This is a genomic window from Escherichia sp. S10b, from assembly GCF_028421345.1.
Taxonomy (GTDB): Bacteria; Pseudomonadota; Gammaproteobacteria; order Enterobacterales; family Enterobacteriaceae; genus ECMA0423.
In genome coordinates, this window is the sequence record NZ_JAHZSO010000073.1 from 41,440 (window position 1) to 66,816 (window position 25,377).

Below are 25,377 nucleotides of genomic sequence, written 5' to 3' on the forward strand. Positions count from 1 at the left end.
GCAGTTGAGTGATCTGCATCGAAATTTTTGTTGCGCTCAAGTCTGAAATCAGTAATATATGCCGCCGTTGCCACGGGATATCAAACAAACCGAAAGCAACGAAAAAGTGGGTCGTTAGCTCAGTTGGTAGAGCAGTTGACTTTTAATCAATTGGTCGCAGGTTCGAATCCTGCACGACCCACCAATCGCTAAGGTGGAAGCGGTAGTAAAACGTGAAGGATAACGTTGCATCAGCAACGGCCCGAAGGGCGAGACGAAGTCGAGTCATCCTGCACGACCCACCACTAACATAGTTAGTTGTAGTATCCAGCGTAGTATTGGGTGATTAGCTCAGCTGGGAGAGCACCTCCCTTACAAGGAGGGGGTCGGCGGTTCGATCCCGTCATCACCCACCACCGGGTCGTTAGCTCAGTTGGTAGAGCAGTTGACTTTTAATCAATTGGTCGCAGGTTCGAATCCTGCACGACCCACCAGTTTTAGCATCGAAGACAGATGTTAAGCGTGTAGGATAACGTTGCGTCAGCAACGGCCCGTAGGGCGAGCGAAGCGAGTCATCCTGCACGACCCACCACTAATTACGGTGGGTTCGGTGGAAGTAGTTTGTAGTATCCAGCGCAGTATCGGGTGATTAGCTCAGCTGGGAGAGCACCTCCCTTACAAGGAGGGGGTCGGCGGTTCGATCCCGTCATCACCCACCACCGGGTCGTTAGCTCAGTTGGTAGAGCAGTTGACTTTTAATCAATTGGTCGCAGGTTCGAATCCTGCACGACCCACCAATTTTAACATCAAACTCAGATGTTAAGCGTGAAGGATAACGTTGCGCCAGCAACGGCCCGTAGGGCAAGCGAAGCGAGTCATCCTGCACGACACACCAATCTTAAAGATTGGCCCCGAGTAGAAATCTTTCAGGTAACACCCGTATGGGTCGTTAGCTCAGTTGGTAGAGCAGTTGACTTTTAATCAATTGGTCGCAGGTTCGAATCCTGCACGACCCACCATCCTGAATGATTAAAGCAGCATAATCCCGCAAGGGGTCGTTAGCTCAGTTGGTAGAGCAGTTGACTTTTAATCAATTGGTCGCAGGTTCGAATCCTGCACGACCCACCAATGTAAAAAAGCGCCCTAAAGGCGCTTTTTTGCTATCTGCGATACTCAAAGATTCGAACCTGCAGCAGGTTTGAGTTGAGCGCAGCGAAACAACGGAGCCGCTCGCGGCGACGGCCCGAAGGGCGAGCGAAGCGAGTCATCCTGCACGACCCACCAATGTAAAAAAGCGCCCTAAAGGCGCTTTTTTGCTATTCAGGCATCCTCAATTTCACTTTGTAAACCTGATGACATCGTCAGAGCTTACTGTGCAAGCAACTCTACGTCGGTGGAATTAGGCGTAATTCGAGTGACTTTTCCCCACCATTCGACTATCTTGTTTAGCATATAAAACAAATTACACCGATAACAGCGAATATTACGCTAATGTCGGTTTTAACGTTAAGCCTGTAAAACGAGATGGTAAGATGAGCGTAATGTTTGATCCAGACACGGCGATTTATCCTTTCCCCCCGAAGCCGACGCCGTTAAGCATTGATGAAAAAGCGTATTACCGCGAGAAGATAAAACGTCTGCTAAAAGAACGTAATGCGGTGATGGTTGCCCACTACTATACCGATCCCGAAATTCAACAACTGGCAGAAGAAACCGGTGGCTGTATTTCTGATTCTCTGGAAATGGCGCGCTTCGGTGCAAAGCATCCCGCTTCTACTTTGTTAGTCGCTGGGGTGAGATTTATGGGAGAAACCGCCAAAATTCTCAGTCCGGAAAAAACAATTCTGATGCCGACACTTCAGGCTGAATGTTCACTGGATCTCGGCTGCCCTGTTGAAGAATTTAACGCATTTTGCGATGCCCATCCCGATCGTACTGTCGTCGTCTACGCCAACACTTCTGCTGCGGTAAAAGCGCGCGCAGATTGGGTGGTAACTTCAAGCATTGCCGTCGAACTTATTGATCATCTTGATAGTTTGGGTGAAAAAATCATCTGGGCACCCGACAAACATCTGGGGCGTTACGTGCAAAAACAGACGGGTGGAGACATTCTATGCTGGCAGGGTGCCTGTATTGTGCATGATGAATTTAAGACTCAGGCGTTAACCCGCTTGCAAGAAGAATACCCGGATGCTGCCATACTGGTGCATCCAGAATCACCACAAGCTATTGTCGATATGGCGGATGCGGTCGGTTCCACCAGTCAACTGATCGCTGCTGCGAAAACATTGCCACATCAGCGGCTTATCGTGGCAACCGATCGGGGCATTTTCTACAAAATGCAGCAGGCAGTGCCAGATAAAGAGTTACTGGAAGCACCAACCGCAGGTGAGGGTGCAACCTGCCGCAGCTGCGCGCATTGTCCGTGGATGGCCATGAATGGCCTTCAGTCCATCGCAGAGGCATTAGAACAGGAAGGAAGCAATCACGAGGTTCATGTTGATGAAAGGCTGCGAGAGAGGGCGCTGGTGCCGCTCAATCGTATGCTGGATTTTGCGGCTACACTACGTGGATAACGAATAATAAGGCGTAACGTTACGCTTTGGGGGAAAGATGGATTTTTTTAGTGTGCAGAATATCCTGGTACATATACCAATAGGGGCAGGCGGTTATGATCTCTCATGGATCGAAGCGGTAGGCACGATCGCCGGGTTGCTGTGTATTGGCCTTGCCAGTCTGGAGAAGATCAGCAACTACTTCTTTGGCCTGATCAACGTCACCTTGTTTGGCATTATTTTCTTTCAGATTCAGCTGTATGCCAGCCTGCTATTACAGGTGTTTTTCTTTGCCGCGAATATTTACGGTTGGTATGCGTGGTCGCGACAAACCAGTCAGAACGAGGCGGAGTTGAAAATTCGCTGGTTGCCATTGCCGAAGGCACTCAGCTGGTTGGCGGTTTGCGTTGTTTCGATTGGTCTGATGACGGTATTTATCAATCCGGTGTTTGCATTTTTGACCCGCGTGGCAGTCATGATCATGCAAGCATTAGGATTACAGGTTGTGATGCCTGAACTGCAACCGGACGCTTTCCCGTTCTGGGATTCATGCATGATGGTGTTATCTATCGTGGCAATGATTCTGATGACGCGTAAGTATGTGGAAAACTGGCTGTTGTGGGTGATTATTAACGTGATTAGCGTCGTTATTTTTGCACTTCAGGGCGTTTACGCCATGTCTCTGGAGTACATCATCCTGACCTTTATTGCGCTCAACGGCAGCCGGATGTGGATCAACAGCGCACGTGAAAGAGGCTCACGCGCGCTGTCCCATTAATGGTGATGATGTGAATGGCCAGACACCCCTTCATTCAGGTGGCAGTCTGGCCCATGACAAGGTTGATATTCCATCTGAATGGTGGCGTGCTCAATCTGATAGTGATCCATCAGGTAGTGTTGGATCTGATCCAACAAGGCATCGTGATCGTGTGGCGGGATCACCTGCACATGCAACGTCATCACCGGCTTCTCGCCTACCATCCATACATGTACATGGTGCACATTGCGGACTTCCGGGATTTCCCGGCACATACGACGCTTCAGTTCAGCGATATCCAGCGATACCGGTGCACCTTCAAGTAATTCATTCACGCTATCTTTCAACAGTCGCCACGCGCTACGCAGAACCAGAAGCGACACCAGTATCGAGAGAATGGGGTCAGCAGGTGTCCAGCCAGTCCAGATAATAATCAACGCGGCAATAATAGCCCCAACCGAACCCAGCAGGTCCCCGAGCACATGCAGTGCCGCTGCTCGTACGTTGAGGTTTTTCTCTTCGCTGCCGTGATGAAGTAACCAGAAAGAAAGTATATTTGCCAGCAACCCAGCCACGGCAATTGCCATCATCATGCCGCCCTCGACCGGACGCGGCGTGCGGAAGCGTTCTATCGCCTCCCAGACAATCAAAATGGTAATTACCACGAGGGCTATGGCATTCACAAACGCCGCGAGCGTGGTCAGTCTTAGCCAACCGAAAGTGTGGCGAATGGTGGGAGGACGACGTGAAAATTGCACGGCGAGTAGGGCGAAAAGCAGGGCGGCAGTATCGGTCAACATATGACCCGCATCGGCCAGCAATGCCAGAGAACCAGAAAGAAAACCACCAACGACTTCTACCAGCATAAACCCGGCAGTCACGCCGAAAGCATACAACAAGCGACGAGCATTATTATCTTCTGGCAGGTGTGAGGACGTGTGTGAGTGTGAGTGCGCCATGACGAGTCATCCCTTAATTATTCTCACTTAACTTTATGACATCATACTGCTTTTAGAAGTGAAAAATTAAAAGGGAGAGACTCCGCTCTCCCATTATTGGCTATTTTGCAGGGTTACTGCGTGGTACCGTCGGTTTTGGTATCGACATCATTATTGATGCCATCACCGGTTTGTACCTTTTTATTGATATCCGGACAGCGACCATCTTTGCACATGGTGTTCTTGTGCTCTTCATCTTTGGTCATTCCGTCATTGTTCATTGAAGAACCATCCGAATGCAGCATTGTGCCACCAGAACCGGTATTTACCCCGTTATTGTCGACGTTATTTGGCGCGACATTTTCACGGGCGTCAGGGGCTACCTGGCCCGCATCAGCTGCGGCGTTTGCCTGGCCGTTATTAGTTTGCGCTCCGCTATCAGCAGCCAGTGCGGCACCGCTGGCAAGGCTTAGAGTGGCAGTCAGAAATAATGTGGCCAGTTTTGTCATTTTCATAGGATGCTCCTGTTATGGTCGTTATGTCGGATAACCTCTTCCAACAGTGCATTTGCAGGTGAATATAAGGCATTGGTTTAAGATTTCAGCCAGGTTATGAAACGCAGCAGAGAATCTTGAAATAATTAACAAACAAAGGAGTTACAGTTAGAAATTGTAGGAGAGATCTCGTTTTTCGCGACAATCTGGCGTTTTTCTTGCTAATTCCAGGATTAATCCGTTCATAGTGTAAAACCCCGTTTACACATTCTGACGGAAGATATAGATTGGAAGTATTGCATTCACTAAGATAAGTATGGCAACACTGGAACAGACATGAATTATCAGAACGACGATTTACGCATCAAAGAAATCAAAGAGTTACTTCCTCCTGTCGCATTGCTGGAAAAATTCCCCGCTACTGAAAATGCCGCGAATACGGTTGCCCATGCCCGAAAAGCGATCCATAAGATCCTGAAAGGTAATGATGATCGCCTGTTGGTTGTGATTGGCCCATGCTCAATTCATGATCCTGTCGCGGCAAAAGAGTATGCCACTCGCTTGCTGGCGCTGCGTGAAGAGCTGAAAGATGAGCTGGAAATCGTAATGCGCGTCTATTTTGAAAAGCCGCGTACCACGGTGGGCTGGAAAGGGCTGATTAACGATCCGCATATGGATAATAGCTTCCAGATCAACGACGGTCTGCGTATAGCCCGTAAATTGCTGCTTGATATTAACGACAGCGGTCTGCCAGCGGCAGGTGAGTTTCTCGATATGATCACCCCACAATATCTCGCTGACCTGATGAGCTGGGGCGCAATTGGCGCACGTACCACCGAATCGCAGGTGCACCGCGAACTGGCATCAGGGCTTTCTTGTCCGGTCGGCTTCAAAAATGGCACCGACGGTACGATTAAAGTGGCTATCGATGCCATTAATGCCGCCGGTGCGCCGCACTGCTTCCTGTCCGTAACGAAATGGGGGCATTCGGCGATTGTGAATACCAGCGGTAACGGCGATTGCCATATCATTCTGCGCGGCGGTAAAGAGCCTAACTACAGCGCGAAGCACGTTGCTGAAGTGAAAGAAGGGCTGAACAAAGCAGGCCTGCCAGCACAGGTGATGATCGATTTCAGCCATGCTAACTCGTCCAAACAATTCAAAAAGCAGATGGATGTTTGTGCTGACGTTTGCCAGCAGATTGCCGGTGGCGAAAAGGCCATTATTGGCGTGATGGTGGAAAGCCATCTGGTGGAAGGCAATCAGAGCCTCGAGAGCGGGGAGCCGCTGGCCTACGGTAAGAGCATCACCGATGCCTGCATCGGCTGGGAAGATACCGATGCTCTGTTACGTCAACTGGCGAATGCAGTAAAAGCGCGTCGCGGGTAAGGTTTAATTGTCGGATGCGCCGTCAGAGTGGCGTATCCGATGAATCACCACAGGCCTGATAAGTCGCGCAGCGTCGCATCAGGCAATGTGCTCCATTGTTAGCAACAAAAAAGCCGACTCACTTGCAGTCGGCTTTCTCATTTTAAACGAATGACGTTTACTTCGCTTTACCCTGGTTTGCAACCGCCGCTGCTTTCGCTGCGATCTCGTCAGCATTACCCAGATAATAGCGTTTCAGCGGTTTGAAATTCTCGTCGAACTCATACACCAGCGGCACGCCAGTCGGGATATTAAGCTCAAGAATCTCTTCTTCGCTCATGTTATCAAGATATTTCACCAGCGCACGTAAAGAGTTACCGTGTGCAGCGATGATCACGCGCTCACCGCTCTTCATACGCGGCAGAATAGTTTCATTCCAGTAAGGGATCACGCGGTCAATGGTCAGCGCCAGGCTTTCCGTCAGCGGCAGTTCTTTTTCGCTCAGTTTCGCGTAACGCGGATCGTGACCCGGATAACGCTCATCATCTTTAGTCAGTTCCGGCGGAGTCACTGCAAAACCACGACGCCACTGTTTCACCTGCTCGTCGCCATACTTTTCAGCAGTTTCCGCTTTGTTCAGACCCTGCAACGCACCGTAGTGACGTTCGTTCAGTTTCCAGGATTTCTCAACGGGCAGCCATGCCTGATCCAGTTCGTCCAGCACATTCCACAGGGTATGGATAGCGCGTTTCAGCACAGAGGTGTAAGCAAAGTCAAAGCTGTAACCTTCCTCTTTCAGCAGCTTACCTGCTGCTTTTGCTTCGCTTACGCCTTTCTCAGACAGATCCACGTCGTACCAACCGGTGAAACGGTTTTCTTTGTTCCACTGACTTTCGCCATGACGAACCAGAACCAGCTTAGTTACAGCCATATACTTACTCCTCAAATCATTTTTTAATGATAATAATTCTCATTATATTGCCGTGACGAAGCAACAGCAATGCTTACGCATAACCATAGCGAAAATAGTGTCGCAGTGTAAGGTTGTTGTGAATATTGAGTTGCAAATATGTCGGTGTTTGCTGGTGATTTGAGCAATATAAGGATAAAGCCCTCATTACGAGGGCTTCAGGTGCTACTCAGCAATAAACTGATATTCCGTCAGGCTGGAATACTCTTCGCCAGGACGCAGGAAGCAGTCCGGTTGCGGCCATTCAGGGTGGTTTGGGCTGTCCGGCAGAAACTCGCTTTCCAGTGCCAGGCCTTGCCAGTCGGCGTAAGGTTCAGTTCCTCTTGATGGCGTGCCGCCGAGGAAGTTGCCGGAGTAGAATTGCAGAGCCGGAGCGGTGGTGTAGACCTTCAGCTGCAATTTTTCATCTGCTGACCAGACATGCGCCGCCACTTTCTTGCCATCGCCTTTGGCCTGTAACAAGAATGCGTGATCGTAACCTTTCACTTTGCGCTGATCGTCGTCGGCAAGAAACTCACTGGCGATGATTTTGGCGCTACGGAAATCAAAAGACGTTCCGGCGACAGATTTCAGACCGTCGTGCGGAATGCCGCCTTCATCAACCGGCAGATATTCGTCCGCCAGAATCTGCAACTTGTGATTGCGCACGTCAGACTGCTCGCCGTCAAGATTGAAATAGACGTGATTAGTCATATTCACCGGGCAAGGTTTATCAACTGTGGCGCGATAAGTAATAGAGATACGGTTATCGTCGGTCAGACGATATTGCACCGTCGCGCCGAGATTACCCGGGAAGCCCTGATCGCCATCATCTGAACTCAGGGCAAACAGCACCTGACGATCGTTCTGGTTCACAATCTGCCAGCGACGTTTGTCGAACCCTTCCGGGCCGCCGTGCAGCTGGTTAACGCCCTGACTTGGCGAAAGCGTCACGGTTTCACCGTCAAAGGTATAACGGCTATTGGCGATGCGGTTGGCATAACGACCAATAGAGGCCCCCAGAAACGCAGCCTGATCCTGATAGCATTCCGGGCTGGCACAGCCGAGCAGCGCCTCGCGGACGCTGCCATCGGAAAGCGGAATACGAGCTGAAAGTAAAGTCGCACCCCAGTCCATCAGCGTGACTACCATCCCTGCGTTGTTACGCAAAGTTAACAGTCGGTACGGCTGACCATCGGGTGCCAGTGCGGGAGTTTCGTTCAGCACTGTCCTGCTCCTTGTGATGGTTTACAAACGTAAAAAGTCTCTTTAATACCTGTTTTTGCTTCATATTGTTCAGCGACAGCTTGCTGTACGGCAGGCACCAGCTCTTCCGGGATCAGCGCGACGATACAGCCGCCAAATCCGCCGCCGGTCATGCGTACGCCACCTTTGTCGCCAATCACAGCTTTGACGATTTCTACCAGAGTGTCAATTTGCGGCACGGTGATTTCGAAATCATCGCGCATAGAGGCATGAGACTCCGCCATCAACTCGCCCATACGTTTCAGGTCGCCTTGCTCCAGCGCACTGGCAGCTTCAACGGTGCGGGCGTTTTCAGTCAGGATATGACGCACGCGTTTCGCCACGATTGGGTCCAGCTCATGTGCAACAGCGTTGAACTCTTCAATGGTGACATCGCGCAGAGCTGGCTGCTGGAAGAAACGCGCACCGGTTTCGCACTGTTCACGACGGGTGTTGTATTCGCTGCCAACCAGGGTACGTTTGAAGTTACTGTTGATGATGACGACAGCCACACCTTTCGGCATGGAAACTGCTTTGGTCCCCAGTGAGCGACAGTCAATCAGCAAGGCATGATCTTTCTTGCCGAGTGCGGAAATTAGCTGATCCATGATCCCGCAGTTACAGCCAACAAACTGGTTTTCTGCTTCCTGACCGTTAAGCGCGATTTGTGCGCCGTCCAGCGGCAGATGATAAAGCTGCTGCAATACGGTTCCGACCGCGACTTCCAGTGAAGCGGAAGAACTTAACCCGGCACCCTGCGGCACATTGCCGCTGATCACCATGTCCACGCCGCCGAAGCTGTTGTTACGCAGTTGCAGATGTTTCACCACGCCACGAACGTAGTTCGCCCATTGATAGTTTTCATGCGCGACAATGGGCGCATTGAGGGAAAACTCGTCGAGCTGATTTTCATAATCGGCTGCCATTACGCGAACTTTACGGTCATCGCGTGGCGCACAGCTGATCACGGTTTGATAATCAATCGCGCAGGGCAGAACGAAACCGTCGTTGTAGTCGGTGTGTTCACCAATCAAATTCACGCGGCCAGGCGCCTGAATGGTGTGAGTGGCAGGGTAGCCAAATGCGTTGGCAAACAGAGATTGTGTTTTTTCTTTCAGACTCATTTCTTACACTCCGGATTCGCGAAAATGGATATCGCTGACTGCGCGCAAACGCTCTGCTGCCTGTTCTGCGGTCAGGTCTCGCTGGGTCTCTGCCAGCATTTCATAACCAACCATAAATTTACGTACGGTGGCGGAGCGCAGCAGAGGCGGATAAAAGTGCGCGTGCAGCTGCCAGTGTTGATTCTCTTCGCCATTAAATGGTGCGCCGTGCCAGCCCATAGAGTAGGGGAAGGAGCACTGGAAGAGGTTGTCATAACGACTGGTCAGCTTTTTCAACGCCAGCGCCAAATCGCTGCGCTGGGCGTCGGTCAAATCGGTGATCCGCAAAACGTGGGCTTTGGGCAGCAGTAGCGTTTCGAACGGCCAGGCAGCCCAGTAAGGCACAACGGCTAACCAGTGTTCGGTTTCGACAACGGTACGGCTACCGTCTGCCAGCTCGCGCTGAACATAATCCACCAGCATTGGTGATTTCTGTTCGGCAAAATATTCTTTTTGCAGGCGGTCTTCGCGCTCAGCTTCGTTAGGCAGGAAGCTATTTGCCCAAATCTGTCCGTGCGGATGCGGGTTAGAGCAGCCCATCGCCGCACCTTTGTTTTCAAAGACCTGCACCCACGGGTACGTTTTTCCCAGCTCTGCGGTTTGCTCCTGCCAGGTTTTGACGATTTCCGTCAATGCCGCAACGCTCAGTTCTGGCAACGTTTTACTGTGATCCGGTGAAAAGCAGATCACCCGGCTGGTACCGCGCGCGCTCTGGCAACGCATCAAAGGATCGTTGCTTTCTGGCGCATCTGGCGTGTCAGACATCAAGGCCGCAAAGTCATTAGTGAAAACGTAAGTCCTGGTGTAATCGGGGTTTTTATCGCCTGTCACCCGCACATTACCTGCGCAGAGGAAGCAATCTGGATCGTGCGCAGGTAACACCTGTTTGGCTGGCGTTTCCTGCGCCCCCTGCCAGGGGCGCTTAGCGCGGTGCGGTGAAACCAGAATCCATTGCCCGGTGAGCGGGTTGTAGCGGCGATGTGGATGATCAACGGGATTAAATTGCGTCATGGTCGTTCCTTAATCGGGATATCCCTGTGGATGGCGTGACTGCCAGTGCCAGGTGTCCTGCGCCATTTCATCGAGTGTGCGCGTTACGCGCCAGTTCAGTTCACGGTCGGCTTTGCTGGCGTCCGCCCAGTAGGCCGGAAGGTCGCCCTCGCGACGCGGTGCAAAATGATAATTAACCGGTTTGCCGCAGGCTTTGCTGAAGGCATTAACCACGTCCAGCACGCTGTTGCCTACGCCAGCGCCGAGGTTGTAGATGTGTACGCCTGGCTTGTTCGCCAGTTTTTCCATCGCCACGACGTGACCGTCCGCCAGATCCATTACGTGGATGTAATCGCGTACGCCAGTACCATCTTCGGTCGGATAATCGTTACCAAAAATCGCCAGCGAGTCGCGACGGCCTACAGCAACCTGGGCGATGTATGGCATCAGGTTATTCGGAATGCCTTGCGGATCTTCGCCCATATCGCCCGACGGATGCGCGCCAACCGGGTTGAAGTAGCGCAGCAGGGCAATGCTCCAGTCCGGCTGGGCTTTTTGCAGATCGGTGAGGATCTGTTCCACCATCAGCTTGCTTTTGCCGTAAGGGCTTTGTGGTGTGCCGGTCGGGAAGCTTTCAACGTATGGAATTTTGGGCTGATCGCCATAAACGGTGGCGGAGGAGCTAAAAATAAAGTTTTTGACGTTAGCGGCGCGCATGGCGCTAATCAGGCGCAGAGTGCCGTTGACATTGTTGTCGTAATATTCCAGCGGTTTTTGTACCGATTCGCCGACGGCTTTCAGCCCGGCGAAGTGGATCACGGTGTCGATAGCGTGATCGTGCAGTATCTCGGTCATCAACGCTTCGTTACGAATATCGCCTTCAACAAACGTTGGATGTTTGCCGCCTAAACGCTCGATAACAGGCAGTACGCTGCGCTTACTGTTACAGAGGTTATCAAGAATGATGACATCATGACCGTTTTGCAGTAATTGCACACAGGTATGACTTCCAATGTAACCGCTACCACCGGTAACCAGAACTCTCATAATTCGCTCCATTAGGCTTATGGTATGAAATAACCATAGCATAACAAAGATGCGAAAAGTGTGACATGGAATAAATTAGTGGAATCGTTTACACAAGAATTTAGCCGTTTTTTATGCGCGATTAAGTGATTATAAAACAGAGGGTTTATGAATGATTGCGCTTTTTATCTGAAAAAAGAAGCGGTTTCATGCCTGCATGCGTCGAACCGTTGGCCGGAGAGGGCGCTTAGGCCGCCTCCGGCAAGGTCAGCACTACCGACTCAATATATTTTTGTCAGCACATAGCGATAGAGTCCACCGTCCGGCACGAACTCAAGGCGATGGGTAATACAGGCAGGCGCATCTTCAGCGTGGTGCGAAACAAACAACAATTGCGTTTCACCTTCGCTAATCAGCACATCAACAAAACGGCGGATAAGCTGGCGATTGAGCGGATCAAGCCCCTGTAGTGGTTCATCGAGAATAAGCAACGTCGGATGTTTCACCAGTGCGCGGACGATCAGCGCCAGACGCTGCTGTCCCCAGGAAAGACTATGGAACGGAGCGTCAGCCGTACGTTTATCAATGCCGAGAATATCCAGCCACTGCTGCACCAGTTTTTGCTGGCGATCCGAAACGGCCTGATAAATGCCAATCGAATCAAAATAGCCAGAAAGAATCACATTACGCACGGTAGTGCTGACCCGGTAATCCAGATGCAAACTACTGCTGACGTAACCGATATGCTTTTTGATATCCCAGATGGTTTCGCCGCTGCCGCGACGTCGGCCGAAAAGCGTCAAATCGTTGCTGTAACCTTGCGGATGATCGCCAGTAATCAGGCTTAATAACGTCGATTTTCCCGCACCATTTGGCCCGACAATTTGCCAGTGCTCGCCAGGATTCACCTGCCAGCTAAGGTTATTAAGAATGGGGCGATCGTTATAAGAAACCACGCCATTATTCAGCACAATGCGCGGTTCGTTGGTGGGTAAGGCGTGACGTGCTGAAGGTTCATCCGGCTCCGGCAGTTGCACACCTTCAAGCTGTTCGCTATGCGCCAGTTGCGCGACGAGTGCTTGCTGGAGCAGTTCCTCTTTAGCGCCCGTTTCCGCTAACGTACAATCCGCCAGCACGCCAGCAAACTGGACAAATTCCGGGATCTCATCGAAGCGATTGAGCACCAGTACCAGAGTAATACCGGACTGATGTAACGAGGCGAGTAGCTCAGCCAGCTGCTGACGTGAGGCAACATCCAGGCCATCGAACGGCTCATCAAGAATCAACAAGTCAGGCTCCGACATCAGCGCCTGACACAGCAGGGTTTTTCGCGTCTCGCCAGTGGAAAGGTATTTAAAGCGTCGGTCGAGGAGGGCGGTAATACCGAACTGCTGCGCCAGTTGCATGCAACGCGGTGCATCCTTTACTTCATCCTGAATAATCTCAGCCGTAGTGCGTCCGGTGTCATCTTCGCCAGGGCCGAGCATATCGGTGTTATTCCGCTGCCATTCGTCGCTGACGAGCTTTTGCAATTGCTCGAAGGAGAGACGAGTGATATGGGAAAACTGGCTTTGCCGTTCACCTTTCAAAAGCGGAAGTTCCCCCACCAGCGCGCGGGCCAGCGCCGATTTCCCGCTTCCATTCGAACCGACAAACGCCCAACTATCACCCGCGTTTAACGTTAGCTGAGGCAATTGCAGCGTTTTTGTGTCGCTAAGACGAAACGTGCCTTGCAAAATTTGCAACGATGACATTTTATATCCCATTTTGTGCAGCGATTACTGACAGGGATACGTGTTTCATAACAAATTGTCAACACGCTTAGCACAGCGTGGCGATAATCACGCTGTCGGCATTAAAGTAGGCCGTGACATTCTGCCCTTGCTGAAGAGAAGTCGCTTCATTTACCGGCACTGTGGCGCACAGTGTTTGCCCGTCGGGTAGCGCCATTAATACTTCGCACTGCTCTGCGCCGCGCTCAATATGACTAATAATACCCGGTAATTGGTTGTCAGCGTTTTGCGCGACCGCCTCGTCCTGAGTAATACCTACCCACGGCGCTTTTAGCAATATCAACACTTCTTTGCCTTCATCCAGCCCCAGACGCGCGCCGCTTTGTGCGGTAATTGCGACTTTCAGGCGTGTTTTTCCGTCAGCCAGTAAGACATCAACATGCTGTTGAACGTCATCATGATCGCGGGCGGTGATGGTGCCGAACCACTGGTTACGGGCGCTGGTTTGCAGTGAAAAACGTGAGATCGCGGCCAGCAGGCTGTTCAGCGGCAGGGCGTCATCGTCACTTAACACATCAAAGGCTTTTTGCTGGATTTGCGCCAGTAAGTCATAGAGCTGAATCAGTCGCTGACCATAGCGGGTCAGTACTGCGCCGCCGCCACCTTTACCGCCTGTTGCGCGCTCGACCAGAATATGCTCACTTAACTGATTCATCTCGTTAATGGCATCCCAGGCGCTTTTATAGCTGATACCGGCATCTTTCGCTCCCTGGCTAATGGAACCGGAAAGCGCAATGTGTTTTAGTAGCGAAATCCGGCGCGGGTCGGCGAATAATTTTTGTTGGAGCTTAAGAGTGAGAAGGATTTCGGCCTGCATAACAATGTCCTGGCAAAAGTCTTATTGTGACGGAAAACGAACGCCACGCAAAGCTGACCGCACAAAAGGGGAGTGCTTTTCTGTGCTTAGCGGTTAGAATAGTCTCATGACTATATCTGGAGTTGACCATGTTAGAGTTATTAAAAAGTCTGGTATTCGCCGTAATCATGGTACCTGTCGTGATGGCCATCATCCTGGGTCTGATTTACGGTCTTGGTGAAGTATTCAACATCTTTTCTGGTGTTGGTAAAAAAGACCAGCCCGGACAAAATCATTGATTCCCTGAATGCCCGCTTAGTCGGGCATTTTCTTTTTCTCAACTTCCTGCTTTTCCTGCCGATATTTTTTCTTATCTACCTCACAAAGGTTAGCAATAACTGCTGGGAAAATTCTGAGCTAGCCGTTATATTGTCGCCTACATAACGTTACATTAAGGGGTTACCAATGGCTCGTAAATGGTTGAACTTGTTTGCCGGGGCGGCACTCTCTTTCGCTGTTGCTGGCAATACACTGGCAGATGAAGGGAAAATCACGGTGTTCGCCGCCGCATCACTGACTAACGCAATGCAGGACATTGCTACGCAGTATAAAAAAGAAAAAGGCGTGGATGTGGTTTCTTCTTTCGCTTCGTCATCTACTCTGGCCCGTCAGATTGAAGCGGGAGCGCCTGCGGATCTGTTTATCTCTGCCGATCAGAAATGGATGGATTATGCGGTTGATAAAAAAGCGATCGATACGGCTTCGCGCCAGACACTGCTCGGCAATAGCCTGGTCGTTGTAGCACCGAAAGCCAGCGAGCAGAAAGATTTCATCATCGACAGCAAAACCAACTGGACTTCGCTGCTGAATGGCGGTCGCCTGGCGGTTGGCGATCCGGAACATGTCCCTGCTGGCATTTATGCAAAAGAAGCACTGCAAAAACTGGGCGCATGGGATACGCTCTCCCCGAAACTGGCTCCGGCGGAAGATGTTCGTGGCGCGCTGGCGTTGGTCGAACGCAATGAAGCGCCGTTGGGCATTGTTTACGGTTCTGACGCAGTTGTCAGCAAAGGGGTAAAAGTGGTTGCCACCTTCCCGGAAGATTCACATAAAAAAGTGGAATATCCGGTTGCTGTTGTGGAAGGGCATAACAATGCGACAGTGAAAGCATTTTATGATTATCTGAAGGGACCGCAGGCAGCGGAAATCTTTAAACGTTACGGATTTACAACCAAGTAATGATACTGACCGATCCAGAATGGCAGGCAGTTTTATTAAGCCTGAAAGTTTCTTCCCTGGCTGTGCTGTTTAGCCTGCCGTTTGGGATCTTTTTTGCCTGGTTACTGGTGCGTTGCACGTTTCCGGGCAAAGCTCTGCTCGACAGCGTACTGCATCTACCGCTGGTGTTACCGCCCGTGGTCGTCGGTTACTTATTATTAGTTTCGATGGGACGGCGCGGATTTATCGGTGAACGTCTGTATGACTGGTTTGGTATTACCTTCGCCTTTAGCTGGCGCGGCGCGGTTCTCGCTGCCGCCGTCATGTCGTTTCCGCTGATGGTGCGGGCAATTCGTCTGGCGCTGGAAGGGGTTGATGTCAAACTCGAACAGGCCGCAAGAACACTGGGGGCCGGGCGCTGGCGCGTTTTCTTTACTATCACGTTACCGCTGACCTTACCGGGAATTATTGTTGGTACGGTACTGGCTTTTGCTCGTTCTCTCGGTGAGTTTGGTGCAACCATCACCTTTGTGTCGAACATTCCTGGTGAAACGCGAACCATTCCTTCTGCCATGTATACCCTGATCCAGACCCCCGGCGGGGAAAGTGGCGCGGCGAGACTGTGCATTATTTCTATTGCGCTGGCGATGATCTCCCTGTTGATTTCAGAATGGCTGGCCAGAATCAGCCGTGAACGGGCGGGGCGCTAATCATGCTGGAACTGAATTTTTCCCAGACCTTGGGCAACCATTGCCTGACCATTAATGAAACGCTGCCCGCCAATGGCATCACTGCTATCTTTGGCGTCTCCGGTGCCGGAAAAACTTCGCTGATTAATGCCATCAGTGGACTGACGCGCCCGCAAAAAGGGAGGATTGTCCTCAATGGTCGGGTACTAAATGATGCCGAAAAAGGTATCTGCCTGACGCCAGAAAAGCGTCGCGTTGGCTATGTTTTTCAGGATGCGCGGCTGTTTCCGCATTACAAAGTGCGTGGCAATCTGCGCTACGGCATGGCGAAAAGCATGGTCGATCAGTTCGATAAGCTGGTGGCGCTTTTAGGCATTGAACCGTTGCTTGACCGTTTACCAGGCAGCCTGTCCGGAGGCGAAAAACAGCGCGTAGCGATTGGGCGGGCTTTGCTGACGGCACCAGAATTGCTGTTGCTGGATGAACCGCTGGCGTCACTGGATATTCCGCGTAAACGCGAACTGTTGCCTTATCTGCAACGTCTGACGCGGGAAATCAACATCCCGATGTTGTATGTCAGCCATTCGCTGGATGAGATCCTCCATCTGGCAGACAGAGTGATGGTACTGGAAAACGGTCAGGTGAAAGCCTTTGGCGCACTGGAAGAAGTCTGGGGTAGTAGCGTGATGAATCCGTGGCTGCCGAAAGAGCAACAAAGTAGCATTCTGAAAGTGACGGTACTTGAGCATCATCCGCATTACGCGATGACTGCGCTGGCGCTGGGCGATCAGCATTTGTGGGTCAATAAGCTGGACGAACCGCTGCAAGCTGCGCTACGTATCCGCATTCAGGCTTCCGATGTTTCTCTGGTTTTACAACCGCCGCAGCAAACCAGCATTCGTAACGTATTGCGGGCAAAAGTTGTTAATAGTTATGACGACAACGGCCAGGTGGAAGTGGAACTGGAAGTCGGAGGTAAAACGCTGTGGGCGCGTATCAGCCCGTGGGCCAGGGATGAACTGGTGATCAAACCTGGCCTGTGGCTGTACGCGCAAATTAAAAGTGTGTCGATAACCGCCTGATTAAATCAGGTGGCTATAAATGAACTGGGCAATGCTGTCGGTGGTGTTATCACCAATCACAATGTTGGCGCGCGCTTTTACCGCGTCATCGGCGTTGCCCATCGCCACGCCTGTACCAGCGGCCTCCAGCATACTGATATCATTAAAGTTATCGCCGAACGCCACGACGTTTTCCATCGACCAGCCTTGCGCCTCAACCCATTTCGTCAAACGTTTACCTTTGCTGTTGCCGCCGCGTGCAATATCAACCTGATCGTGCCAGGACCATTCACACTCCAGTCCCAGTTCATGTTCGACATGCTTACCAAAATGCTGCAATTGCGGCAGGTCATCGTGCGTCAGGGCGAACTTCCATACGGCGTTAACTTGTTGCGCCGTTTCAGCCAGAGAAGCGACTTGTGTGAAAGTCGGACGCTGTTCCGGCGGCAGGGTTTGCGCCCAGTTAGACGTGCGAATGACATGCCCGGTCGGGTGCTCATAGACCATTGCATCATCCACATACATCAGACCGTGAATGTGGTGTTCATTCAGCATCTCAATGAGTTGCAGGGCTTTATTAACGGGCATTGGGTCCGCTTCCAGCACGGTTTTTGCATGATAATCATACAAATAGGTGCCATTACAGCAAATAGCAGGTGTATCCAGCGCCAGCGCCTGATAAAAAGGATGAATAGCGACGTGATGGCGACCTGTGACGATGATTAATTGATAGCCTGCTTCGCGAGCGCGGGCCAGGGCTTCTATCGATGAAGGAAGCAGGGTCTTTTTCGGGGTCAATAAGGTGCCGTCTAAGTCGAGAGCAATCACGCGTGTGGTCATGGCGTATTCCAGATTAAGGTTAAGAATTTTCGTATGCGCGAATGGTACACCGATACCACTATCGGACAAAATTCTGCGTTTTAATTCAGCATTCACCGCCAAAAGCGACTAATTTTAGCTGTTACAGTCAGTTGCTAAATGCAAAGGAGCATTCATGAAGCAAACAGTTTATATCGCCAGCCCTGAGAGCCAGCAAATTCACGTCTGGAACCTGAATCATGAAGGCGCACTGACGCTGACACAGGTTGTCGATGTGCCGGGGCAGGTGCAGCCGATGGTGGTCAGCCCGGACAAACGTTATCTCTATGTTGGTGTTCGCCCTGAGTTTCGCGTCCTGGCGTATCGTATCGCCCCGGACGATGGCGCACTGACCTTTGCCGCAGAGTCTGCGCTGCCGGGTAGTCCGACGCATATTTCCACCGATCACCAGGGGCAGTTTGTCTTTGTAGGTTCTTACAATGCGGGTAACGTGAGCGTAACGCGTCTGGAAGATGGCCTGCCAGTGGGCGTCGTCGATGTGGTCGAGGGGCTGGACGGTTGCCATTCCGCCAATATCTCACCGGACAACCGTACGCTGTGGGTTCCGGCATTAAAGCAGGATCGCATTTGCCTGTTTACGGTCAGCGATGATGGTCATCTCGTGGCGCAGGACCCTGCGGAAGTGACCACCGTTGAAGGGGCCGGCCCGCGTCATATGGTATTCCATCCAAACGAACAATATGCGTATTGCGTCAATGAGTTAAACAGCTCAGTGGATGTCTGGGAACTGAAAGATCCGCACGGTAATATCGAATGTGTCCAGACGCTGGATATGATGCCGGAAAACTTCTCCGACACCCGTTGGGCGGCTGATATTCATATCACACCGGATGGTCGCCATTTATACGCCTGCGACCGTACCGCCAGCCTGATTACCGTTTTCAGCGTTTCGGAAGATGGCAGCGTGTTGAGTAAAGAAGGCTTCCAGCCAACGGAAACCCAGCCGCGCGGCTTCAATGTTGATCACAGCGGCAAGTATCTGATTGCCGCCGGGCAAAAATCTCACCACATCTCGGTATACGAAATTGTTGGCGAGCAGGGACTACTGCATGAAAAAGGCCGTTATGCGGTCGGGCAGGGACCAATGTGGGTGGTGGTTAACGCACACTAACCGCTGATTTAACCGGCGCAGTCTCTCCTGCGCCGGTGTATTAACCTATCTCCTGTAACGCATGTCTCTGGCGTTCGACGATATTGGTCCACAAATTGTCTTTATCGTCAGTCCACAAATTAATCAGCAAGGCAAAAAAGCGTTCAGCTGCCGGAGAAAGCACGGCATCTTTGCGGCGAATAATCCCCAATGTCCGACGTATAACGGGTTCCACCAGTGGGATACCAATAATCGAAGAATAGGGCGCATGGGGCATTGCCAGACCAGGAAGCGCCGAAATCCCCAGTCCTGCCTCCACTAGTCCTAATGACGTCGAAAGATGACGCACTTCGTAAAACCAGTCCAGCTTCCAGGGCTTGTCGGCTAGCTGTTGTTCTATCAACAATCGGTTGCCGCTGGAGGAACGTACGCCAATCATTTTGTAACCCACTAACTCCTGCCATTCTACAAGCTGCTTTTTGGCCAATGGATGGTCACGCCGACAGGCCAGCACGAATGGCTCGTTGACCAGTGGGGTAAAATCAATGGATGAATTTGTGACGTTGTTCATGTTTATGCCAAAGTCTGATTCGTTACACAGCACCGATTCCATGCAATTATTCGTGCCTTGTTCCAGAATCCGCACTTTAATATTGGGATACAGCTCATTAAATTTACCGATTGCCAGCGGTAAAAAATAAAATACTGCGGTCGGAATACACGCTAACGTCACCATACCACGATGATAAGCATTCATATCACGAATATTAAAAAGCGTTTCATCGAATTTCTTTATTAATTCCCGCGCCTCCGGGAGCAACCTTTTTCCTGCTTTTGTTAACGTAACCTTGCGAGTTGTACGCTCAAATAGTTGAATATGTAAATCTTCCTCCATCTTTTTTATTCTTCGCGTTAATGCAGGTTGCGTAATATTGAGTAATTTAGCGGCATTGTTAAATGAACTGGACTCTGCCAGTATGACAAATGCCTTCATACTTGATAATTCATGCTTCATTATTACTCCGGAAAATGGAAGCGACGATTTTGGGTGGCTGGTCGTTAAAAATTTTAACTGCATTTAGCCAACTTAAATTAATGAAAAAATGTTATTAATCGTTGAGCTAAAGTCATTAGAGATGCTTTGTCCTTAATGTAACCATATCGCAATAAGTTATGTTTTTAAATTGAGGGCATTATTATGAAAAAAATACCCTGCGTGATGATGCGAGGTGGAACCTCGAGGGGCGCGTTCTTGTTAGCGGAACATTTACCCGAAGATCAAACGCAGCGCGATAAAATATTGATGGCAATTATGGGTTCCGGTAACGATCTGGAAATTGACGGTATTGGCGGCGGTAATCCGCTGACCAGTAAAGTCGCCATTATTAGCCGTTCCAGCGATCCGCGTGCTGATGTCGATTATCTGTTTGCTCAAGTTATTGTCCATGAGCAACGTGTCGATACCACGCCTAATTGTGGCAATATGCTGTCTGGTGTTGGGGCATTCGCCATTGAAAATGGTTTGATTGCAGCGACATCACCGGTCACCCGTGTGCGTATCCGCAACGTCAATACGGGTACGTTCATCGAAGCTGATGTGCAAACGCCAAATGGTGTTGTCGAGTACGAGGGTAGTGCCAGAATTGACGGCGTACCGGGTACTGCCGCACCGGTTGCGCTCACTTTCCTGAATGCCGCTGGAACCAAAACCGGAAAAGTTTTCCCGACTGATAATCAGATTGATTATTTTGACGATGTCCCGGTGACCTGTATCGATATGGCGATGCCAGTCGTCATTATTCCGGCTGAATATCTGGGAAAAACAGGTTATGAATTACCGGCGGAACTGGATGCCGACAAAGCATTATTAGCCCGCATTGAATCTATCCGTCTACAAGCGGGTAAAGCAATGGGCTTAGGTGATGTCAGTAATATGGTTATCCCTAAACCTGTGCTTATTTCTCCAGCGCAGAAAGGCGGGGCAATTAATGTGCGTTATTTTATGCCGCATTCTTGCCATCGCGCGCTGGCGATAACCGGTGCTATTGCTATTTCCAGTAGTTGTGCATTGGAAGGCACCGTCACCCGACAAATCGTCCCTTCTGTAGGATACGGCAATATCAATATTGAACACCCCAGTGGTGCGCTCGACGTTCATTTAAGTAATGAAGGTCAGGATGCCACGACGTTACGCGCATCTGTTATTCGGACGACCAGAAAAATATTTTCCGGTGAAGTTTATCTTCCCTGAAAAAATTCGTTGTCAAGATAAGGATAATCAATAAAGGACTTCTGTATGAGTCATACAGAAAGAACAGGATTTTAAATGAATAAGAAATCGTTATGGAAGCTAATTCTGATATTAGCGATCCCATGTATTATTGGTTTTATGCCAGCTCCGGCAGGATTAAGCGAACTGGCGTGGGTGCTTTTTGGTATTTACCTGGCGGCCATTGTGGGGCTGGTTATCAAGCCTTTCCCGGAACCTGTCGTACTGTTAATTGCCGTTGCTGCCTCCATGGTGGTGGTCGGTAACTTATCCGACGGTGCGTTTAAGACCACCGCCGTATTAAGCGGTTACTCTTCAGGTACTACCTGGCTGGTGTTCTCGGCGTTTACCTTAAGCGCCGCATTTGTGACCACCGGTTTAGGTAAACGTATTGCCTATCTGCTGATTGGTAAAATCGGTAACACCACGCTGGGTCTGGGTTACGTTACGGTATTCCTCGATCTGGTACTGGCTCCGGCAACACCGTCTAACACCGCGCGTGCGGGCGGTATTGTGTTACCGATCATCAACAGCGTGGCGGTGGCTTTGGGGTCCGAACCGGAAAAAAGTCCGCGTCGTGTCGGACATTACCTGATGATGTCCATTTACATGGTCACCAAAACCACCAGCTATATGTTCTTTACCGCAATGGCGGGGAACATTCTGGCGCTGAAAATGATCAACGACATTCTGCACCTGCAAATTAGCTGGGGTGGATGGGCACTGGCCGCCGGATTGCCGGGCATCATTATGCTGCTGGTCACCCCACTGGTGATTTATACCATGTATCCGCCAGAAATTAAGAAGGTGGATAATAAAACCATCGCTAAAGCGGGCCTTGCCGAACTGGGACCGATGAAAATCCGCGAAAAAATGCTGCTCGGTGTCTTTGTGCTGGCGCTACTGGGCTGGATTTTCAGTAAGTCTCTGGGGGTTGATGAATCCACTGTGGCAATCGTTGTTATGGCGACCATGCTGCTGCTGGGTATCGTTACCTGGGAAGACGTGGTTAAAAATAAAGGCGGCTGGAATACCTTAATCTGGTACGGCGGTATTATCGGATTAAGCTCCTTATTATCGAAAGTTAAATTCTTCGAATGGTTAGCTGAAGTCTTTAAAAATAACCTGGCATTTGATGGTCACGGTAACGTTGCTTTCTTCGTTATTATTTTCCTCAGCATTATCGTGCGTTATTTCTTCGCTTCCGGTAGTGCCTATATCGTTGCTATGTTACCGGTATTTGCCATGCTGGCGAACGTCTCCGGCGCACCGTTAATGTTAACCGCGCTGGCACTGTTGTTCTCCAACTCCTATGGCGGCATGGTTACTCACTATGGCGGCGCGGCAGGTCCGGTCATCTTTGGCGTGGGTTATAACGATATTAAATCCTGGTGGTTGGTCGGTGCGGTACTGACGATATTAACCTTCCTGGTGCATATCACCCTCGGCGTGTGGTGGTGGAATATGCTGATCGGCTGGAACATGCTGTAAATATTCTCGTCATACTTCAAGTTGCATGTGCTGCGTCTGCGTTCGCTCACCCCAGTCACTTACTTATGTAAGCTCCTGGGGATTCACTCGCTTGTCGCCTTCCTGCAACTCGAATTATTTAGAGTATATCCATTTATTATCTTTCTGCGCACTTCACGGTGCGCAGATATCTGGAGCATTTGATGATCAAGTTATCTGAAAAAGGCGTGTTTCTCGCCAGTAATAACGAAATAATTGCCGAAGAACATTTCACCGGCGAAATTAAAAAAGAAGAAGCCAAAAAAGGCACTATTGCCTGGTCTATTCTCTCTTCGCATAATACGTCCGGAAATATGGATAAACTTAAAATTAAGTTTGATTCATTAGCCTCTCACGATATTACCTTTGTTGGTATTGTACAGACCGCTAAAGCGTCCGGTATGGAACGTTTCCCGCTGCCGTATGTGCTGACCAACTGCCATAACTCACTCTGCGCCGTCGGCGGCACTATTAACGGTGATGACCATGTTTTTGGTTTATCGGCGGCCCAGCGTTATGGCGGTATTTTTGTGCCTCCGCATATTGCGGTCATCCATCAATATATGCGTGAGATGATGGCAGGCGGCGGCAAAATGATCCTCGGGTCAGACAGCCACACCCGTTACGGTGCATTAGGGACAATGGCAGTCGGTGAGGGCGGCGGTGAGTTGGTAAAACAGCTGCTTAATGACACCTGGGATATCGACTATCCGGGCGTGGTTGCGGTGCATCTGACCGGAAAACCTGCGCCGTATGTGGGGCCACAGGATGTGGCGCTGGCTATCATTGGCGCGGTGTTCAAAAACGGTTACGTCAAAAACAAAGTCATGGAGTTCGTTGGACCGGGCGTTAGCGCGCTCTCTACCGATTTCCGTAACAGCGTTGACGTGATGACCACGGAAACCACCTGTTTAAGCTCCGTCTGGCAAACTGATGAAGAAGTGCATAACTGGCTGGCGCTGCACGGTCGCGGCCAGGATTACTGCCAGCTTAACCCTCAACCGATGGCGTACTACGATGGCTGCATCAGCGTTGATTTAAGCGCCATCAAACCAATGATTGCGCTGCCGTTCCACCCGAGCAACGTGTATAAAATCGACACACTGAACCAGAACCTGACCGACATTCTGCGTGAGATTGAAATTGAGTCCGAACGCGTGGCGCACGGTAAAGCCAAACTCTCGCTGCTGGATAAAGTGGAAAATGGTCGCCTGAAAGTGCAGCAGGGGATTATCGCGGGCTGTTCTGGCGGTAACTACGAAAACGTCATCGCGGCGGCGAATGCACTGCGCGGTCAATCCTGTGGCAATGACACCTTCTCGCTGGCAGTTTACCCGTCATCACAGCCGGTGTTTATGGATCTCGCCAAAAAAGGTGTGGTAGCAGATTTGATTGGCGCAGGCGCAATCATCAGAACCGCGTTCTGCGGCCCATGCTTTGGTGCGGGCGATACGCCAATCAACAACGGTTTGAGTATTCGCCACACCACGCGTAACTTCCCGAACCGCGAAGGCTCTAAGCCAGCTAATGGGCAGATGTCAGCGGTGGCGTTGATGGACGCTCGTTCTATCGCTGCGACTGCGGCAAACGGTGGCTATTTAACCTCTGCCAGCGAACTTGATTGCTGGGACAACGTGCCGGAGTACGCCTTCGATGTAACGCCGTATAAAAACCGTGTTTATCAGGGCTTTGTGAAAGGGGCAACTCAGCAACCGCTGATTTACGGACCGAACATTAAAGACTGGCCGGAATTGGGTGCGCTGACTGACAATATCGTCCTGAAAGTGTGCTCGAAGATCCTCGACGAAGTGACCACCACCGACGAACTGATTCCTTCCGGTGAAACCTCTTCTTATCGTTCAAATCCGATTGGTCTGGCGGAGTTTACCCTGTCACGCCGCGATCCCGGTTATGTTGGCAGAAGTAAAGCGACTGCTGAGCTGGAAAATCAGCGTCTGGCGGGGAATGTCAGCGAGCTGACAGAGGTGTTTGCGCGCATTAAGCAGATTGCTGGTCAGGAGCATATTGATCCGCTGCAAACTGAAATTGGCAGCATGGTATATGCGGTGAAACCAGGCGATGGTTCTGCGCGTGAACAGGCGGCGAGCTGCCAGCGTGTGATTGGCGGTCTGGCGAATATTGCCGAAGAGTACGCGACTAAACGCTACCGTTCTAACGTCATCAACTGGGGGATGTTACCGCTGCAGATGGCGGAAGTGCCAACCTTTGAAGTGGGGGATTACATTTACATCCCTGGCATTAAAGCGGCGCTGGATAATCCGGGTACGACGTTTAAAGGTTATGTGATCCATGAAGATGCGCCGGTAACGGAAATTACGCTCTATATGGAAAGTCTGACTGCTGAAGAGCGCGAGATTATCAAGGCGGGTAGTTTGATTAACTTCAATAAAAACCGTCAGATGTAAAAAGCGCCATGTGAATGTAGGTCGCATTCGGCACTTATTGTCGGATGCGATGCTTGCGCATCTTATCCGACCTACGAATCGCATCGAATCTGTAGGCCAGATAAGGCATTTTCGCAGCATCCGGCACTTATTGTCGGATGCGATGCTTGCGCATCTTATCCGACCTACAAATCGCATCGAACC

General features: G+C 50.7%; 22 protein-coding genes, 7 tRNA genes and 1 other RNA gene. 19 read left to right on the forward strand and 11 right to left on the reverse strand.

Going from position 1 to position 25,377, the window contains the following annotated elements; translation table 11 throughout:
* The first annotated feature begins 108 nt into the window (after positions 1-108).
* The 10 genes from FTE26_RS06405 to pnuC all read left to right on the forward strand — a co-directional run bounded on the left by FTE26_RS06405 (position 109) and on the right by pnuC (position 3,312).
* A tRNA-Lys gene (locus FTE26_RS06405) sits at positions 109-184 on the forward strand.
* A 135-nt stretch (positions 185-319) separates the two neighbouring features.
* Positions 320-395, forward strand: a tRNA-Val gene (locus FTE26_RS06410).
* 2 nt (positions 396-397) lie between these two features.
* Positions 398-473 (forward strand) — tRNA-Lys (locus tag FTE26_RS06415).
* Positions 474-622: 149 nt separating this feature from the next.
* Positions 623-698: transfer RNA gene (locus FTE26_RS06420), tRNA-Val, on the forward strand.
* 2 nt (positions 699-700) lie between these two features.
* Positions 701-776: transfer RNA gene (locus FTE26_RS06425), tRNA-Lys, on the forward strand.
* Between the two features lie 146 nt (positions 777-922).
* Positions 923-998: transfer RNA gene (locus FTE26_RS06430), tRNA-Lys, on the forward strand.
* Between the two features lie 33 nt (positions 999-1,031).
* A tRNA-Lys gene (locus tag FTE26_RS06435) sits at positions 1,032-1,107 on the forward strand.
* Positions 1,108-1,137: 30 nt separating this feature from the next.
* Positions 1,138-1,263: non-coding RNA, RtT sRNA (locus FTE26_RS06440), on the forward strand.
* Between the two features lie 248 nt (positions 1,264-1,511).
* Positions 1,512-2,555 (forward strand): quinolinate synthase NadA, encoded by a 1,044-nt coding sequence (nadA, locus tag FTE26_RS06445; protein ID WP_000115295.1) that lies wholly within the window; start codon positions 1,512-1,514, stop codon positions 2,553-2,555.
* A 37-nt stretch (positions 2,556-2,592) separates the two neighbouring features.
* Positions 2,593-3,312 carry a nicotinamide riboside transporter PnuC gene (pnuC, locus tag FTE26_RS06450; RefSeq protein ID WP_000345410.1) on the forward strand — a complete coding sequence of 240 codons (720 nt, stop codon included), beginning with the start codon at positions 2,593-2,595 and terminating at the stop codon, positions 3,310-3,312.
* On the opposite strand, the gene zitB is transcribed toward pnuC, so the two are convergent.
* Together zitB and FTE26_RS06460 are read right to left on the reverse strand one after the other, a co-directional pair.
* A complete protein-coding gene (gene zitB, locus FTE26_RS06455) occupies positions 3,309-4,250 on the reverse strand; it encodes a CDF family zinc transporter ZitB (RefSeq protein ID WP_000951292.1) in 942 nt (313 codons plus the stop codon). The genes pnuC and zitB overlap by 4 nt on opposite strands.
* Before the next feature lie 113 nt (positions 4,251-4,363).
* Positions 4,364-4,744: a YbgS-like family protein gene (locus FTE26_RS06460; RefSeq protein ID WP_000784351.1), complete on the reverse strand. Its 381-nt coding sequence runs from the start codon at positions 4,742-4,744 to the stop codon at positions 4,364-4,366.
* 315 nt (positions 4,745-5,059) lie between these two features.
* On the opposite strand from FTE26_RS06460, the gene aroG reads away from it, so the two are divergent.
* A complete protein-coding gene (gene aroG, locus FTE26_RS06465) occupies positions 5,060-6,112 on the forward strand; it encodes a 3-deoxy-7-phosphoheptulonate synthase AroG (protein WP_001109196.1) in 1,053 nt (350 codons plus the stop codon).
* Positions 6,113-6,269: 157 nt separating this feature from the next.
* Here aroG and gpmA read toward each other — a convergent pair whose 3' ends face one another.
* The 7 genes from gpmA to modE form a co-directional block, all read right to left on the reverse strand.
* On the reverse strand, positions 6,270-7,022 hold the full coding sequence (gpmA, locus tag FTE26_RS06470; protein WP_001295305.1) for a 2,3-diphosphoglycerate-dependent phosphoglycerate mutase: 753 nt from the start codon (positions 7,020-7,022) through the stop codon (positions 6,270-6,272).
* Between the two features lie 204 nt (positions 7,023-7,226).
* Entirely contained in the window at positions 7,227-8,267 is a 1,041-nt protein-coding gene (galM, locus tag FTE26_RS06475; RefSeq protein WP_000931389.1) for a galactose-1-epimerase, read from the reverse strand.
* Positions 8,261-9,409, reverse strand: a complete 1,149-nt coding sequence (gene galK, locus FTE26_RS06480; RefSeq protein WP_000053437.1) for a galactokinase — start codon at positions 9,407-9,409, stop codon at positions 8,261-8,263. The genes galM and galK overlap by 7 nt, the downstream gene beginning before the upstream one ends.
* Positions 9,410-9,412: 3 nt before the next feature.
* Positions 9,413-10,459: a galactose-1-phosphate uridylyltransferase gene (gene galT, locus FTE26_RS06485; protein ID WP_000191531.1), complete on the reverse strand. Its 1,047-nt coding sequence runs from the start codon at positions 10,457-10,459 to the stop codon at positions 9,413-9,415.
* Positions 10,460-10,468: 9 nt separating this feature from the next.
* Positions 10,469-11,485: a UDP-glucose 4-epimerase GalE gene (gene galE, locus FTE26_RS06490; RefSeq protein WP_001265438.1), complete on the reverse strand. Its 1,017-nt coding sequence runs from the start codon at positions 11,483-11,485 to the stop codon at positions 10,469-10,471.
* Between the two features lie 260 nt (positions 11,486-11,745).
* Entirely contained in the window at positions 11,746-13,218 is a 1,473-nt protein-coding gene (gene modF, locus FTE26_RS06495; RefSeq protein WP_000096902.1) for a molybdate ABC transporter ATP-binding protein ModF, read from the reverse strand.
* Positions 13,219-13,285: 67 nt separating this feature from the next.
* Positions 13,286-14,074: a molybdenum-dependent transcriptional regulator gene (gene modE, locus FTE26_RS06500; protein ID WP_001147439.1), complete on the reverse strand. Its 789-nt coding sequence runs from the start codon at positions 14,072-14,074 to the stop codon at positions 13,286-13,288.
* Between the two features lie 128 nt (positions 14,075-14,202).
* Here modE and acrZ point away from each other — a divergent pair, with 128 nt between their 5' ends.
* The 4 genes from acrZ (at position 14,203) to modC (ending at position 17,042) form a co-directional block, all read left to right on the forward strand.
* The gene (gene acrZ, locus FTE26_RS06505; protein ID WP_000891515.1) at positions 14,203-14,352 is read left to right on the forward strand and encodes a multidrug efflux pump accessory protein AcrZ; all 150 of its coding nucleotides are present in this window, start codon (positions 14,203-14,205) and stop codon (positions 14,350-14,352) included.
* Positions 14,353-14,518: 166 nt separating this feature from the next.
* Positions 14,519-15,292 carry a molybdate ABC transporter substrate-binding protein gene (gene modA / locus FTE26_RS06510; RefSeq protein ID WP_000101997.1) on the forward strand — a complete coding sequence of 258 codons (774 nt, stop codon included), beginning with the start codon at positions 14,519-14,521 and terminating at the stop codon, positions 15,290-15,292.
* Positions 15,292-15,981 (forward strand): molybdate ABC transporter permease subunit, encoded by a 690-nt coding sequence (gene modB / locus FTE26_RS06515; protein ID WP_000604034.1) that lies wholly within the window; start codon positions 15,292-15,294, stop codon positions 15,979-15,981. The genes modA and modB overlap by 1 nt, the downstream gene beginning before the upstream one ends.
* 2 nt (positions 15,982-15,983) lie before the next feature.
* Positions 15,984-17,042 (forward strand): molybdenum ABC transporter ATP-binding protein ModC, encoded by a 1,059-nt coding sequence (modC, locus tag FTE26_RS06520; RefSeq protein WP_000891685.1) that lies wholly within the window; start codon positions 15,984-15,986, stop codon positions 17,040-17,042.
* Here the strand turns inward: modC and ybhA are convergent, their stop codons facing one another.
* The gene (gene ybhA / locus FTE26_RS06525) at positions 17,043-17,861 is read right to left on the reverse strand and encodes a bifunctional pyridoxal phosphate/fructose-1,6-bisphosphate phosphatase (RefSeq protein WP_000213425.1); all 819 of its coding nucleotides are present in this window, start codon (positions 17,859-17,861) and stop codon (positions 17,043-17,045) included.
* A 154-nt stretch (positions 17,862-18,015) separates the two neighbouring features.
* On the opposite strand from ybhA, the gene pgl reads away from it, so the two are divergent.
* A complete protein-coding gene (gene pgl / locus FTE26_RS06530; RefSeq protein WP_000815435.1) occupies positions 18,016-19,011 on the forward strand; it encodes a 6-phosphogluconolactonase in 996 nt (331 codons plus the stop codon).
* A gap of 40 nt (positions 19,012-19,051) precedes the next feature.
* On the opposite strand, the gene FTE26_RS06535 is transcribed toward pgl, so the two are convergent.
* A complete protein-coding gene (locus FTE26_RS06535) occupies positions 19,052-20,005 on the reverse strand; it encodes a LysR family transcriptional regulator (protein ID WP_000679972.1) in 954 nt (317 codons plus the stop codon).
* 183 nt (positions 20,006-20,188) lie between these two features.
* Between FTE26_RS06535 and FTE26_RS06540 the strand changes: the two genes are divergently transcribed.
* The 3 genes from FTE26_RS06540 to FTE26_RS06550 all read left to right on the forward strand — a co-directional run bounded on the left by FTE26_RS06540 (position 20,189) and on the right by FTE26_RS06550 (position 25,194).
* Positions 20,189-21,241: a 4-oxalomesaconate tautomerase gene (locus tag FTE26_RS06540; protein ID WP_000723652.1), complete on the forward strand. Its 1,053-nt coding sequence runs from the start codon at positions 20,189-20,191 to the stop codon at positions 21,239-21,241.
* 75 nt (positions 21,242-21,316) lie between these two features.
* Positions 21,317-22,750 (forward strand): anion permease, encoded by a 1,434-nt coding sequence (locus FTE26_RS06545; RefSeq protein WP_001036475.1) that lies wholly within the window; start codon positions 21,317-21,319, stop codon positions 22,748-22,750.
* 182 nt (positions 22,751-22,932) lie between these two features.
* A complete protein-coding gene (locus tag FTE26_RS06550) occupies positions 22,933-25,194 on the forward strand; it encodes a hydratase (protein ID WP_000593945.1) in 2,262 nt (753 codons plus the stop codon).
* Positions 25,195-25,377: the final 183 nt, after the last annotated feature.